12 protein-coding genes, 5 tRNA genes and 1 pseudogene are annotated in these 14,170 nt (G+C 39.7%); 17 read left to right on the top strand and 1 reads right to left on the bottom strand.

From position 1 onward, the window contains the following. Positions 1–7 precede the first annotated feature (7 nt). Positions 8–1,588 (bottom strand): PAS domain-containing sensor histidine kinase, encoded by a 1,581-nt coding sequence (locus tag JWP71_RS02540; RefSeq protein WP_299496743.1) that lies wholly within the window; start codon positions 1,586–1,588, stop codon positions 8–10. A 290-nt stretch (positions 1,589–1,878) separates the two neighbouring features. Between JWP71_RS02540 and rpsU the strand changes: the two genes are divergently transcribed. From rpsU to JWP71_RS02455, 17 genes and pseudogenes are all read left to right on the top strand, one after another. Beyond that, positions 1,879–2,073: a 30S ribosomal protein S21 gene (gene rpsU / locus JWP71_RS02535; RefSeq protein WP_299496741.1), complete on the top strand. Its 195-nt coding sequence runs from the start codon at positions 1,879–1,881 to the stop codon at positions 2,071–2,073. A gap of 84 nt (positions 2,074–2,157) precedes the next feature. Beyond that, on the top strand, positions 2,158–3,048 hold the full coding sequence (locus tag JWP71_RS02530) for a tyrosine-type recombinase/integrase (protein WP_299496739.1): 891 nt from the start codon (positions 2,158–2,160) through the stop codon (positions 3,046–3,048). A gap of 12 nt (positions 3,049–3,060) precedes the next feature. Further along, the gene (gene raiA, locus JWP71_RS02525) at positions 3,061–3,408 is read left to right on the top strand and encodes a ribosome-associated translation inhibitor RaiA (protein ID WP_299496737.1); all 348 of its coding nucleotides are present in this window, start codon (positions 3,061–3,063) and stop codon (positions 3,406–3,408) included. A 540-nt stretch (positions 3,409–3,948) separates the two neighbouring features. Next, positions 3,949–4,021, top strand: a tRNA-Thr gene (locus JWP71_RS02520). A 165-nt stretch (positions 4,022–4,186) separates the two neighbouring features. Then, positions 4,187–4,267 (top strand) — tRNA-Tyr (locus JWP71_RS02515). Between the two features lie 113 nt (positions 4,268–4,380). After that, positions 4,381–4,453, top strand: a tRNA-Gly gene (locus JWP71_RS02510). Between the two features lie 100 nt (positions 4,454–4,553). Then, positions 4,554–4,625 (top strand) — tRNA-Thr (locus tag JWP71_RS02505). 69 nt (positions 4,626–4,694) lie between these two features. Continuing rightward, the gene (gene tuf, locus JWP71_RS02500) at positions 4,695–5,882 is read left to right on the top strand and encodes an elongation factor Tu (protein WP_299496735.1); all 1,188 of its coding nucleotides are present in this window, start codon (positions 4,695–4,697) and stop codon (positions 5,880–5,882) included. Positions 5,883–5,994: 112 nt separating this feature from the next. After that, positions 5,995–6,065, top strand: a tRNA-Trp gene (locus JWP71_RS02495). An 18-nt stretch (positions 6,066–6,083) separates the two neighbouring features. Beyond that, positions 6,084–6,278, top strand: a complete 195-nt coding sequence (gene secE / locus JWP71_RS02490; protein WP_299496733.1) for a preprotein translocase subunit SecE — start codon at positions 6,084–6,086, stop codon at positions 6,276–6,278. 13 nt (positions 6,279–6,291) lie between these two features. Beyond that, positions 6,292–6,834, top strand: a complete 543-nt coding sequence (gene nusG / locus JWP71_RS02485; protein WP_214071512.1) for a transcription termination/antitermination protein NusG — start codon at positions 6,292–6,294, stop codon at positions 6,832–6,834. 184 nt (positions 6,835–7,018) lie between these two features. Continuing rightward, on the top strand, positions 7,019–7,459 hold the full coding sequence (gene rplK / locus JWP71_RS02480; protein WP_299496730.1) for a 50S ribosomal protein L11: 441 nt from the start codon (positions 7,019–7,021) through the stop codon (positions 7,457–7,459). Between the two features lie 28 nt (positions 7,460–7,487). Beyond that, positions 7,488–8,186 (top strand): 50S ribosomal protein L1, encoded by a 699-nt coding sequence (gene rplA, locus JWP71_RS02475; protein ID WP_299496727.1) that lies wholly within the window; start codon positions 7,488–7,490, stop codon positions 8,184–8,186. Positions 8,187–8,188: 2 nt separating this feature from the next. Beyond that, positions 8,189–8,707, top strand: a complete 519-nt coding sequence (rplJ, locus tag JWP71_RS02470; RefSeq protein WP_299496725.1) for a 50S ribosomal protein L10 — start codon at positions 8,189–8,191, stop codon at positions 8,705–8,707. Between the two features lie 60 nt (positions 8,708–8,767). Continuing rightward, positions 8,768–9,154, top strand: a complete 387-nt coding sequence (rplL, locus tag JWP71_RS02465) for a 50S ribosomal protein L7/L12 (RefSeq protein ID WP_299496723.1) — start codon at positions 8,768–8,770, stop codon at positions 9,152–9,154. A 147-nt stretch (positions 9,155–9,301) separates the two neighbouring features. Beyond that, positions 9,302–13,105 carry a DNA-directed RNA polymerase subunit beta gene (gene rpoB / locus JWP71_RS02460; protein ID WP_299496721.1) on the top strand — a complete coding sequence of 1,268 codons (3,804 nt, stop codon included), beginning with the start codon at positions 9,302–9,304 and terminating at the stop codon, positions 13,103–13,105. 107 nt (positions 13,106–13,212) lie between these two features. After that, positions 13,213–14,170: pseudogene (locus JWP71_RS02455) on the top strand (DNA-directed RNA polymerase subunit beta'); the annotation flags it as partial.

The raw sequence follows: 14,170 nt of genomic DNA, 5'->3' as shown, positions 1-14,170 counted from the left end.
GTTTGTATTATGCCAATTGAGTACAATCAATAGGTATAGTGAACCTAAAATCGCTCCCGCTACCTAATATACTGCTAACATTTATTACCCCTTTATGCTTGTTTATGATCTCTGAGCTTATGTATAAACCTAAACCTAAGCCCGAGAACTGATGACCCAGTGAATCAGCCCTGTAATATCTGTCAAACAAATATGGCAATTTTTCAGGATCGATGCCTATACCAAAATCACGAACAGATACGGTGGCATCCTGTCCATTATTAGTAACGGTTATTTCAACTCTTTTTGATTGTGGCGAATATTTAATGGCGTTATTGAGCAGGTTTATCATAACCTGGTCTATGCACCGGGCATCTGCATGGATCATTAGCTCATTATCGCCTTGTAATATTAATTCATGGTCGCCGGGATGTATGTGTTCGCAGCTATCCCTAATTAATTCAACCAGGTTAAAACGGGTTATTTTTAAGGCTAGTTGGCCCTGCTGTATTTTAGTTACATTGAGCAAATCATCCAATAAACTAAGCAGCTTATTTAAATTATTGCCTGCCATGTTAATAAACATTGCAATTTTATCAGATGCCTTTTCTGTCTTAACCAGCTTTTGCAATATTTGCATAGATGCGCTAAGTGATGTTATGGGTGTTTTTAGTTCGTGGCTGGCAACGCTTATAAATTCATCTTTTCGCAGTTGCAACTTATACTCTTCGGTAACATCCTGCAATATGCCGCTAAATTGGTAAACGTTTCCTTCTTTATCAAACAACGCCCTGCCTGTAGCCTCAACAATGCGCTTGAAATCATCATTTAGATTTTTAATTGTATATATAATATTGAAATTACCGTCTGATCCTTTTGCAGTCGCTTTTTGGACAGCATCGGTAAGCTTATCCCTGTCTTCATACGCAATCATATCAATAGCACTTTCCAGGTCCAGCTCTTCATTGCCCGATAACCCGAACCAGGATTTTAACCGCTCATTGCCTATAAATTTGTTGGTTTTGGGGTTGAGTTCCCAGGTACCCAGGTCGGCAGCCTCAATGGCAAATTCCAGCTCTTTTTTAGCATCGCATACACTATTGTATGATTTTACTTTATCAGTTGTTTCATTACCCATTACCAATACGCCTGCAGGCTTGCCGGTTTCATCAACTACCTTGCTGTAGCTAAACGTCCAGTAAACATTTTCCAGTTTATTATTGCGGTAAACAGGGATTAATTGGTCCTCGCTCCAGGTAGATTCACCACCGGCCATAATCTGGTCTATCAAAGGTTTTATAACCGGCCATATCTCGGGCCAGCATTCTTCGCCCCGCTGCCCTAAAGCATTTGGGTGCTTGCCATTGTTGCCTAAACTTGGCCTGTAAGCATCATTATAAAACTGTATCAGTTCTGGTCCCCACCATAAAAACATCGGGAACCGCGAATTAAGTATTATACTTATAGTAGTTAGTAAACTTTGCGACCACCCTTCAGGATCGCCCAAAACATTTTCACTCCAATCAAGCTCTCTGGTTAGCCGCCCCATTTCGCCGCCGCCTTGCAGGTAGTGGCTGTATGATGTTTGGAGATAGTTATTTGTATTCATTTTGTATTAGTAAACTTAAGTAGTTAACTGTAAAGAGAAATAAGCGGGTTAAATATAAATAGATTACACAAATTTGCAATTCGAAAAAATGATGGGGTGTTTGACTTTATTTATACGAATTATTTGGATTTTTATTATTTCGCCGCACTGCTGATTTGAAAAACGTGAAGGATAAAGGTCTTACTTCAGAGGAATACGGAGCACACTTTTATTCAAAACAAAAAACCTGTTTGAAAATCAAAACATTGTGTGTACCTTTGCCTTCCCTGAAAGGAGGTATGTAGGAAAATATGATCATTATCAACATTAAAGAAGGCGAATCATTAGACAAGGCGTTAAAACGCTTTAAGAAGAAATTTGAAAAAACCGGAGTTCTACGCGAACTACGTAGTCGCCAGGCATTCGAGAAGAAATCGATAACCCGTCGTCACGAGATAAAACACGCCATCTACAAGCAGAACATGAACTTGGAAACTACTGTTTAATTCTGTAAAAAGAATTTTCAGTTTTTTTAACATCATATAAAAAACTATTTGTATATTCATTAGTCGGATGTACAGGTAGTTTTTATGTTTTTAGATCGGTTTATACAATATATTAAATTCGAAAAACGGTACTCTCCGCATACTGTAAGTGCCTACCGGTCAGACCTTGACCAGTTTATAGGTTTTCTTAATCATCCCGAAGAAACAGTAACTCACCCGAAAGACATTACCCATTACCAAATACGCAACTGGATGGTTGAGCTCATGAACCAGCAGCTTACCGCGCGTTCTATCAACCGTAAAATTGCTACGTTGCGCAAATACTTTAAATTTTTAGTGCAGGAGGGAGTGTTGATGGTAAACCCGGCATCAAAAATTAACACACCAAAAATTCCCAAACATTTACCAGTTGTGGTAGAGGATGCGCGACTTACCCAAATGCTGGATAGCGGCGATGTTTTTAGCAACGACTTTGCTGGCGTGCGTGATAAATTAATAATAGAAATGCTTTTTGGCACCGGCATGCGCCTTGCCGAATTATTGGGAATAAAGGAGAGCGACATCAATACTTACGAGGGCACGGTAAAGGTTTTAGGCAAACGTAATAAAGAGCGTATAATACCCCTGAACCACGAGTTGCGTTTATTGCTATTGAAATACAGCGAGTTAAAGAAAAGTGAAAATTTTAATAACAATTCATTAACATTGATCGTTACAGATAAAGGGGCAAATGCATACCCCAAGCTTATATATATAATAGTGCATAAATATCTATCCCATATATCAACCCAAAATAAAAAGAGCCCCCACGTGTTGAGGCACACCTTTGCAACCAGCCTGCTAAACGCCGGCGCCGATTTAAATGCGATAAAAGAATTACTGGGTCATGCCAACCTTAGCGCTACCCAAATTTATACGCATAATTCCGTTGAACGATTAAAGTCTATTTACAAACTAGCCCATCCAAAGGCATAAAAAGGAGGAATCATGAATATTACAGTGCAATCAATTCATTTTACTGCAGACAAGGGATTATTAGAATTTATACAGAAGAAAGCCGATAAGCTGGATACCTTTTATGATAACATTATAAATGGCGAAGTTTATTTAAAGCTGGAGAATGTTGAAGACGAAGCTAACAAAATAGCAGAGTTAAAACTGCAGTTACCGGGTAACCAAATTTTTGCAAAAGAACAATGTAAAACTTTTGAAGAGGCCACAGACCTCGCCATAGAGAGTTTACGCAAGCAAATAGGTAAGCACAAAAAGCGAAAGGAGATTGCCGCTCAAGAGGTTAAAAAGGCCGTAATGGCATCAACCGAAGAGGAGATTTAAGTATAAAAAAACATATTATTTTTCAATAATCGGCGGGCAAAAAGTCCGCCGATTGTTATTTAAAGAGTTTTTGTTGTTTTAATAATATTATATTTTTGTAATAATGACAATGCTTACTGTAAATATCGAAAACAAAAAAGCCATTAAAACCGTGCCGGATGCTTTCGGTTTGGATTAACCGCCTAAAAAAATCAGCCAAAGAGGTCAAGCTATATAAAGAAGGTAAAATAAAGCTTCGGGGCCAAGTGAGTTCTTAAACGAACTATAAGAAACACCTTTTATCGCTGTAAATCAACCCCAAAACCTACCCAAAATCCCCCCTCAAAAAGTCATCATCTTTTTTTTGATAAAAAATTTTGTACAGCGTTAAAATTTTGTAAATTTGCAATCCCTTTCGGAGAGGTGTGTAACGCGCTTCTTGACTAAAGAGGGTGGTTCTTTAAAATAAAAAATAATAAACCTTATAAATAGCCGGCGAATTTTTTGCGGTTAGTTCTTGAACGATCTGTATCATCAGCAGCATATATAGGTATATATTAAGCCTCCTTAGCTCAGCTGGTAGAGCGACTGACTTGTAATCAGTAGGTCATTGGTTCGATCCCGATAGGAGGCTCAGAGGATTTTAAATTTTAGAATTACGATTTTAGATTGCCTGTCAATCGTAAATACGGATTCATAAAATTGTAAATCATCTATGAGGATTTAAGATTGGAGATTTACGATTTACGATTGCTTGTCATTCGTAAATCTGAAATCAAAAATCGTAAATCAACAAATTGGGGGGATACCAGAGCGGTCAAATGGGGCGGACTGTAAATCCGCTGCTTCGGCTACGAAGGTTCGAATCCTTCTCCCCCCACTGGGTAATGAGTGAGGGAATAATTGAGTGAATGAGTGAATGGAAAGGTAGATATTGAAAAATGTTCACTCAATCATTCGCTAATTCACTCAATCACTCATTGAAATAAAAAAGCGGAAGTAGCTCAGTTGGTAGAGCGATAGCCTTCCAAGCTATAGGTCGCGAGTTCGAACCTCGTCTTCCGCTCGGTTTGGTTTAATGGTTAGTTAGTTCATTTGTTCATTAGTAACTAAGCGAACAAGCACCAATGAACTACTGAACGAGTAAACCAATGAGCTAAAAATTAGCCGACGTAGCTCAGGGGTAGAGCACTTCCTTGGTAAGGAAGAGGTCATGGGTTCAAATCCCATTGTTGGCTCAACGTATAAAGCGTATATAATATAACAACAATTAAGAAAATAAATTAACCTACAAACAATAATAAATCATGGCAAAAGAAAAGTTTGACCGCAGTAAACCGCATTTAAACATCGGTACAATCGGTCACGTTGACCACGGCAAAACAACCCTTACCGCAGCTATCACCAAAGTGTTATCTGACGCGGGTTTTTCAGAAGCTCGTTCATTCGATTCAATCGACTCAGCTCCTGAAGAGAAAGAACGTGGTATCACTATTAACACAGCTCACGTTGAGTACTCAACTGCTAACCGTCACTATGCTCACGTTGACTGTCCTGGTCACGCTGATTATGTGAAAAACATGGTTACAGGTGCTGCTCAAATGGACGGTGCTATCATCGTTGTTGCTGCTACTGACGGCCCGATGCCTCAAACTCGCGAGCACATCCTTTTAGCCCGCCAGGTAGGTGTGCCTTCATTGGTTGTGTTTATGAATAAAGTTGACATGGTTGACGATCCGGAATTATTGGAACTTGTTGAAATGGAAATTCGTGAATTATTATCATTCTACGAATATCCGGGTGATGATATCCCTGTAATCCAGGGTTCGGCTCTTGGTGGTCTTAACGGCGATCCAAAATGGGTTGGAAAAATTATGGAATTGATGGATGCTGTTGATGCTAACATCCCTATTCCTCCACGTTTAACTGAGCTTCCATTCTTGATGCCTGTTGAAGACGTATTCTCGATCACTGGTCGTGGTACTGTTGCAACCGGCCGTATCGAGCGTGGTGTAATTAACTCAGGCGAACAAGTAGACATCTTAGGTATGGGTGCAGAGAACTTAAAATCAACCGTAACAGGTGTTGAGATGTTCCGCAAGATCCTTGACCGTGGCGAAGCTGGTGATAACGTAGGTTTATTGTTACGTGGTATTGAAAAAACTGATATCCGTCGTGGTATGGTTATTTGCAAACCAGGTTCAGTAACTCCACACACTGATTTCAAAGCAGAAGTTTACGTATTATCAAAAGCAGAAGGTGGTCGTCACACACCATTCTTTAATAAATACCGTCCGCAATTCTATTTCCGTACAACAGACGTTACAGGTGAAATCACCTTAGCCGAAGGCGTAGAAATGGTTATGCCAGGTGATAACGTTACCATCACTGTAAAGTTGATCAACGCTATCGCTATGGAAAAAGGCTTACGTTTCGCTATCCGTGAAGGTGGCAGAACAGTAGGTGCCGGCCAGGTAACTGAAATTTTAAAATAATTTCATACCCTTTTTAAGGGTAGTATAACGGTTAATTTGTTGTAAAGTACCCCGGCTTTTTGCCAGGGTACTTTATCAATATTATAAAGTTCCTTCGGGAACAAAGGGGCACACGGGAATAGTTCAACGGTAGAATAGAGGTCTCCAAAACCTTTGATCAGGGTTCGAATCCTTGTTCCCGTGCTTATAGCAAAATTAAGAATGGCTAACGTATCTGAATATATTAAAGAGTCTTACATAGAGTTGACCCAGAAAGTAACCTGGCCAACCTGGAGAGAATTGCAAAACAGCGCGGTTTTGGTATTAGTAGCAGCAATAATTATAGCTATGCTAATATTTGGTATGGACCAGATCATCGGTTACCTGCTTAATAAGTTTTATAGTTCACTGGCTTAATACATTATATAGGATGAGTGATCAGTTAAAATGGTATGTAGTACGCGCCATAAGTGGTAAAGAAAAGAAGGTTAAACAATACGTAGATGCCGAAATTGCCCGTTTGGGTATTACTCATTTGGTACCGCAGGTATTGATACCTACTGAAAAATACTACCAAATGCGCGACGGAAAGAAAATAGCTAAAGAGCGCAATTACTTTCCGGGATATGTATTGATGGAAGCCGTTTTGGATGGTGAGTTGGAGCACATTATAAAAAATGTGAACAGTGTAATAGGTTTCCTTGGCGATAAACAAGGTAATGCTATCCCATTGCGCCAGGCAGAAGTTAACCGTATTTTAGGTAAGGTTGATGAAATGAGCGCGCAGGGCGAAACCATGAACGTTCCATATTACGTAGGCGAAAACGTTAAAGTAATGGATGGCCCTTTCAACGGATTTAGCGGGGTTATTGAAGAGGTTAACGAAGAGAAAAAGAAACTAAAAGTAATGGTAAAGATATTTGGCCGCCGTACGCCGCTCGAATTGAATTACATGCAGGTAGAGAAAGAGTAATAGTATCAAGTATTTAGTAGCAAGTATCAAGGAAGAGATACTGATTAATTTGATATTGAAGATAATGGTTAACAAGAAGAAAAGTAAAAAGTCTAGATACTTGATACTAACTACTTAATACCAGACTAAACAAATGTTACTTAGCTTCCACTTTATAACATTGAATAATTAAATAATAAACAAAATGGCAAAAGAAGTCGGTGCAATGGTTAAGCTGCAAGTGAAGGGCGGTGCTGCAAATCCATCACCTCCAATAGGGCCTGCATTAGGTGCAAAAGGGGTGAACATAATGGAGTTTTGCAAACAGTTCAACGCACGTACCCAGGATAAACCTGGTAAAGTGTTACCTGTGGTTATCACTGTTTATGTTGACAAATCTTTCGATTTTATCATTAAAACTCCCCCTGTAGCTATCCAGTTAATGGACGCAACAGGTTTAAAAGGTGGTTCGGCCGAGCCCAACCGTAAGAAAGTTGCCAGTGTAAACTGGGATCAGGTTGAGACTATAGCTAAAGATAAAATGACTGATTTAAACGCGTTTACAGTAGAATCAGCCATGAAAATGGTAGCAGGTACTGCCCGCAGTATGGGGATAACCGTATCAGGTACGGCACCCTGGAATTAATTAAATTTATACAAATCAGTTTAAGACAGTGGCTAGATTAACAAAAAATCAAAAAGTGGCGCTCTCCAAAATTGAGGCTAATAAATCGTATACATTACAAGATGCGACATCTTTGGTAAAAGATATAACTAATGCCAAATTTGATTCATCAGTTGATATAGATGTGCGTTTAGGTGTTGACCCCCGTAAAGCCAATCAAATGGTACGTGGTATTGCAACATTGCCTCATGGAACCGGTAAAACTGTACGTGTATTAGTGCTTTGTACGCCTGATAAGGAACAAGAAGCTAAAGATGCAGGTGCAGATTTTGTAGGTTTGGATGATTATATCGCCAAGATTGAAGGTGGATGGACTGATGTTGATATTATCATAACCATGCCAAGTGTTATGGCTAAAGTAGGTCGTTTGGGTCGTGTACTCGGACCACGTAACTTAATGCCTAACCCTAAATCAGGTACAGTAACTCCAGATGTTGGAAAAGCTGTAACTGAGGTAAAAGGTGGTAAGATCGACTTCAAGGTTGATAAAACCGGTATTATCCATACCTCAATAGGAAAGGCATCTTTCCCTGCTGATAAAATTTATGAGAATGCATTAGAAGTATTGCAAACTATCTCTAAATTAAAACCATCATCAGCTAAAGGAACATACTTTAAGAGTATTCATATCTCTTCAACTATGTCTCCGGGGATTACAGTAGAAACAAAATCAGTAGCGGGAATTTAATCATGAATAAAGAAGAAAAACACGACCTTGTTCTTGCCCTCTCTGAACAAATGAAGGAATTTGGTAATTTTTATATTACTGATACTTCAGATTTAACGGTTGCAAAAATCAACAATATCCGTCGTCAATGTTTCGAAAGCGACATTACGATGAAGGTAGCTAAAAACAGCTTGATTAAAAAAGCTATGGAAGCTGCCGGTGGTGATTACACAGCAATGTACGATGTATTAAAAGGTTCATCATCTATTCTTTTCTCAAAATCAGCAACTGCTCCGGCAAAGCTGATCAAGAAGTTAAGAAAACAAGGTGACAAGCCGGTTTTAAAAGCAGCTTACATTGATTCGGCAATATTTGTTGGCGATAATCAATTAGATACATTAATCAAATTGAAATCGAAAGAACAATTAATTGGCGAGATCATTGGATTATTGCAATCACCAGCGAAAAACGTTGTATCTGCACTGCAATCAGGCGGAAACAAGTTGGCAGGAATTGTTAAAACATTACAAGAAAGAGGTTAATCCGGACACCTTAAAGTTCGAAATTAAAACACAAAGCATTAAAGTAAAAATTAAAATAAAATGGCGGATTTAAAAACGTTTGCTGAACAGTTAGTAAACTTGACAGTAAAAGAAGTAAACGAATTAGCTCAGATCTTAAAAGACGAGTACGGTATTGAGCCGGCTGCTGCAGCTGTTGCTGTTGCAGGTCCTGCTGCTGGTGGTGGCGATGACGCTCCTGCTGCTGCAGCTGAGCAAACAGCATTTGACGTTATCCTGAAAGAAGCAGGTGGCTCTAAATTAGCTGTTGTTAAATTAGTAAAAGACTTAACCGGTCTTGGTTTGAAAGAAGCAAAAGATCTTGTTGATGGTGCACCTAAAGAAGTTAAAACTGGTGTAACTAAAGAAGAAGCTCAATCTCTTAAAGCTCAATTAGAAGAAGCCGGAGCAGTAGTTGAGGTTAAATAAGTTAACCACAATACACATAGCATCAGACTCCGACCATTTTTGGTCGGGGTCTATTGCTGTTTATAACACTCCCATTTTTGTTTGAAGTTTAGGAAAAACTTTAATCAAACAAGTATCAGTTTATTAATAAACTAAATTTAAAATACCTTGGCAAACAAAAATAATCAAAGAGTAAACTTTGCAACCAGCAGAAAGGTACTTGATTACCCCGATTTTCTGGATGTGCAGTTGCAATCTTTCCAGGAATTTTTTCAATTGGAAACTACTTCAGACAACCGTCACAAAGAGGGCTTGTTTAAAGTGTTTGCCGAAAACTTTCCGATATCAGATTCAAGAAACATTTTCGTCCTGGAGTTTCTTGACTATTTTATTGATCCGCCACGTTATGATATACGCGAGTGTATTGAGCGCGGATTAACTTACAGCGTACCACTTAAAGCAAAACTTCGCTTATCATGTAATGATGCAGAGCATGAAGATTTTGAAACAATTGTTCAGGATGTGTATTTGGGAACTATCCCTTATATGACACCTAAAGGAACTTTTGTTATTAATGGTGCAGAACGTGTAATTGTATCACAACTACACCGTTCGCCGGGCGTATTTTTTGGCCAAAGCCGCCACACTAACGGTACCAAGCTTTATTCGGCACGTGTTATCCCGTTCAAGGGTTCATGGATCGAGTTTGCTACTGACGTTAACAATGTGATGTATGCTTATATCGACCGTAAAAAGAAATTCCCGGTAACTACCTTGCTTCGTGCTATTGGTTATGACTCTGATAAAGATATATTAGAGCTGTTTGAACTGGCAGACGAAGTTAAAGTAAGCAAATCCGGCTTGAAGAAATTCATTGGCCGTAAGCTTGCTGCAAGGGTACTTAAAAAATGGGTTGAAGACTTTGTGGATGAAGATACCGGCGAAGTTGTTTCTATTGACCGTAACGAAATTATCCTTGAGCGTGAAACCGTGCTGGAAGATGACCATATTGATATGATCATTGACGCCGGTGTTAAAACCATCATTCTGAACAAGGAAGATGCCGCAACCAGTGGTGATTACACTATTATATACAATACCTTACAAAAGGATACTTCAAACTCTGAGAAAGAAGCGGTTGAGCATATCTACCGTCAATTACGTAACGCCGAACCACCTGATGAGGAGACTGCCCGTGGTATTATCGATCGTTTGTTCTTCTCTGACAAGAGATATGACCTTGGTGATGTGGGCAGGTACCGCATTAACCGTAAGTTGAAGCTGAGCACATCAGAAGAAACTAAGGTATTAACCAAACAAGATATCATCGCGATAGTTAAATATCTGATCAAATTAATCAACTCAAAAGCCGAGGTGGATGATATTGATCACTTGTCAAACCGTCGTGTTCGTACCGTGGGCGAGCAGTTATATGCTCAATTTGGTGTTGGTTTAGCACGTATGGCCCGTACCATCCGTGAGCGTATGAATATTCGTGATAACGAAGTATTCACACCTACCGACCTGATTAACGCGCGTACTTTATCATCTGTGATCAACTCGTTCTTCGGAACTAACCAGTTATCACAGTTCATGGATCAAACCAATCCTCTGGCAGAGATTACGCACAAGCGTCGTCTGTCAGCCTTAGGGCCCGGTGGTCTGTCGCGTGAGCGTGCAGGTTTCGAGGTTCGTGACGTGCATTACACCCACTACGGTAGGTTGTGTACCATCGAAACTCCGGAAGGGCCGAATATTGGTTTGATATCATCACTTTGCGTACATGCCAAGATCAATAATTTAGGCTTTATCGAAACACCATATAAACGTGTGGTTGATGGCAAGGTACAAGTGCAGGAAGATGTAATCTATCTATCTGCCGAAGATGAAGACGGAAAAACAATAGGCCAAGCAAATGCCCATTATGATGATAAGGGTGTATTTGCATTACCTAAAGTAAAAGCTCGTTTTGAAGGTGACTTCCCGATCATTGATCCGGAGAAACTGGATTTGATGGACATTGCTCCAAACCAAATCACTTCAATAGCGGCTTCATTAATTCCGTTCCTTGAGCATGATGATGCTAACCGTGCCCTGATGGGTTCTAACATGCAACGCCAGGCAGTGCCTTTATTGCGCCCTGAGTCGCCAATTGTTGGTACCGGATTAGAAGGCCGTGTAGCAAAAGATTCGCGTACGCTGATCAATGCCGAAGGTGATGGTATTGTTGAGTATGTGGATGCAAACGAGATTAGAATTAAGTATGACCGTAATGAACTGGATCGTTTGATCTCTTTTGACGGTGATTCAAGAAGCTATATCTTAACTAAGTTTAAGAAAACTAACCAGAGCACAACCATTAACTTAAAGCCAATTGTTAAAAAAGGCGAAAGAGTTGAAAAAGGACAAGTGCTTTGCGAAGGATATGCAACTCAAAATGGCGAGCTAGCGCTTGGCCGTAACCTTAAAGTGGCATTCATGCCTTGGCAAGGTTATAACTTTGAGGATGCGATAGTAATATCAGAGCGTGTAGTATCACAGGACATATTTACTTCTCTTCACGTTGAAGAATTTGAACTGGAAGTACGTGATACCAAACGTGGTGAAGAAGAATTAACACCGGATATCCCTAACGTATCAGAAGAAGCTACTAAAGATTTGGACGAAGACGGTATTATCCGTGTTGGTGCCGAAGTTAAAGAAGGCGATATCCTTATAGGTAAGATCACGCCGAAAGGTGAGTCTGATCCTTCACCGGAAGAAAAATTATTACGTGCCATATTTGGTGATAAAGCAGGTGATGTTAAAGACGCGTCATTAAAAACTCCGCCGTCTATCGCGGGTGTTGTAATTGATACCAAATTATTCTCGCGTGCTAAGAAAACTACTAAGGCAGAAGAAAAAGCACAGATTGAGAAGCTTGATATTAAACATGATAAAGCGGTAAAAGATCTTAAAAACACTTTAATTGAGAAGTTATTTGAGATAGTTAACGGCAAAACATCACAAGGTGTTAATAATGTTTACAAAGAGCTATTGGTGCCTAAAGGTGTTAAATTCACTCAAAAGATTTTAACTGAGTTGCCTTTTGAAAACATCAACCCAACAAAATGGACAACTGATGATGACAAGAACGACCAGATAAAAATTCTTCTTCATAACTATAACATTAAAGTTAATGAAGAACTGGGTGCTTACCGCCGCGATAAATTTGCTATCAGTGTAGGTGATGAGCTTCCGTCTGGTATAGTTCAAATGGCTAAAGTTTACATCGCTAAAAAGCGTAAGCTTAAAGTGGGTGATAAAATGGCGGGCCGCCACGGTAACAAAGGTATTGTTGCACGTATTGTACGTGACGAGGACATGCCTTTCTTAGAAGACGGCACACCGGTTGATATTGTGTTGAACCCACTGGGTGTACCATCACGTATGAACCTTGGCCAGATCTATGAAACTGTATTAGGCTGGGCCGGTAAAGAGTTGGGCATTAAATTTGCTACTCCAATATTTGATGGTGCAAGCCATGAAGAAGTGGAAGAGTGGGTTAAAAAAGCAGGTATCCCTGAATCGGGCCGTACCTACTTGTACAATGGCTTAACCGGCGATCGTTTTGATCAGCAAACTACCGTAGGTATTATCTACATGCTGAAATTAGGTCACATGGTTGACGATAAGATGCATGCGCGTTCTATAGGGCCATACTCATTAATTACACAACAGCCATTGGGTGGTAAAGCTCAGTTTGGTGGTCAGCGTTTTGGTGAGATGGAGGTTTGGGCACTGGAAGCATTCGGCGCATCAAACATCCTGCAGGAAATATTAACCGTTAAATCGGATGATGTTGTTGGCCGTGCCAAAACTTACGAGGCTATTGTTAAAGGTGAAAATCTGCCAACTCCTTCAGTTCCGGAATCATTCAATGTATTGGTTCATGAATTAAGAGGTTTAGGTTTGGATATCACTTTAGAATAATTATTGAATTATTGAGGGATTGAATTATTGAGTAGTTCAATCCCTTCAATAAAATGAATTCAATCATTCAATAATTCAATTATTCAAAAATTAAAACAAAGGAGACTATGTCTTACAAAAAGGATAATAAAATCAAAAGTAATTTTACTACTATCACCATCAGCTTAGCTTCGCCCGAGGCGATTTTGGAGCGCTCAAGTGGTGAAGTTTTAAAACCCGAAACCATTAACTACAGGACCTATAAGCCTGAGCGTGATGGTTTATTTTGCGAGCGTATTTTTGGTCCGGTTAAAGATTATGAGTGCCATTGCGGTAAATACAAACGTATCCGTTACAAGGGTATAGTTTGTGATCGTTGCGGTGTTGAAGTAACCGAGAAAAAAGTACGTCGTGAGCGTATGGGACACATTAATTTGGTGGTTCCGGTTGCTCACATCTGGTATTTCCGTTCGTTGCCAAATAAAATTGGTTACTTATTGGGCTTACCTACAAAAAGACTAGATCTGATCATATATTATGAAAGATATGTAGTTATCCAGCCCGGTATTAAAGAAAGTGACGGAATTCAGAAAATGGACTTCCTTACAGAAGAAGAATACCTGGATATATTAGATACCCTTCCAAAAGAAAATCAATACCTTGATGATAAGGATCCGCAGAAATTTGTAGCCAAAATGGGTGCAGAAGCTTTGGAAGAATTATTAAAACGTATTGACCTTGACGAATTATCATTTAGCTTACGCCATCAGGCAGCTACCGAGACTTCGCAACAACGTAAAAACGAGGCGCTAAAACGCTTACAGGTTGTTGAGGCTTTCCGTGGTGCAAAAACACGTATCGAGAATAACCCTGAGTGGATGATCGTTAAGATCGTTCCGGTTATCCCGCCAGAATTGCGCCCGTTAGTACCTCTTGAAGGCGGCCGTTTCGCAACGTCAGATTTAAATGACCTTTACCGTCGTGTAATTATCCGTAACAACCGTTTAAAACGTTTGATCGAGATCAAAGCGCCGGAAGTAATTTTACGTAACGAAAAACGTATGTTGCAGGAAGCTGTAGATTCGT

The organism is Mucilaginibacter sp. (assembly GCF_028287845.1).
Taxonomy (GTDB): domain Bacteria; phylum Bacteroidota; class Bacteroidia; order Sphingobacteriales; family Sphingobacteriaceae; genus Mucilaginibacter.
Note: the sequence above shows the minus strand (reverse complement) of the source record. Positions and strands in the feature narration are given on the sequence as shown.

What these genes read in the sequence shown, in the direction of transcription:
- secE (WP_299496733.1), top strand. Translation starts at nt 6,084, where the DNA reads ATGGCTAACGTATCTGAATATATTAAAGAGTCTTACATAGAGTTGACC.
- nusG (WP_214071512.1), top strand. Translation starts at nt 6,292, where the DNA reads ATGAGTGATCAGTTAAAATGGTATGTAGTACGCGCCATAAGTGGTAAA.
- rpsU (WP_299496741.1), top strand. Translation starts at nt 1,879, where the DNA reads ATGATCATTATCAACATTAAAGAAGGCGAATCATTAGACAAGGCGTTA.
- rplL (WP_299496723.1), top strand. Translation starts at nt 8,768, where the DNA reads ATGGCGGATTTAAAAACGTTTGCTGAACAGTTAGTAAACTTGACAGTA.
- rplJ (WP_299496725.1), top strand. Translation starts at nt 8,189, where the DNA reads ATGAATAAAGAAGAAAAACACGACCTTGTTCTTGCCCTCTCTGAACAA.
- rplK (WP_299496730.1), top strand. Translation starts at nt 7,019, where the DNA reads ATGGCAAAAGAAGTCGGTGCAATGGTTAAGCTGCAAGTGAAGGGCGGT.
- tuf (WP_299496735.1), top strand. Translation starts at nt 4,695, where the DNA reads ATGGCAAAAGAAAAGTTTGACCGCAGTAAACCGCATTTAAACATCGGT.
- JWP71_RS02530 (WP_299496739.1), top strand. Translation starts at nt 2,158, where the DNA reads ATGTTTTTAGATCGGTTTATACAATATATTAAATTCGAAAAACGGTAC.
- JWP71_RS02540 (WP_299496743.1), bottom strand. Translation starts at nt 1,588, where the DNA reads ATGAATACAAATAACTATCTCCAAACATCATACAGCCACTACCTGCAA.
- raiA (WP_299496737.1), top strand. Translation starts at nt 3,061, where the DNA reads ATGAATATTACAGTGCAATCAATTCATTTTACTGCAGACAAGGGATTA.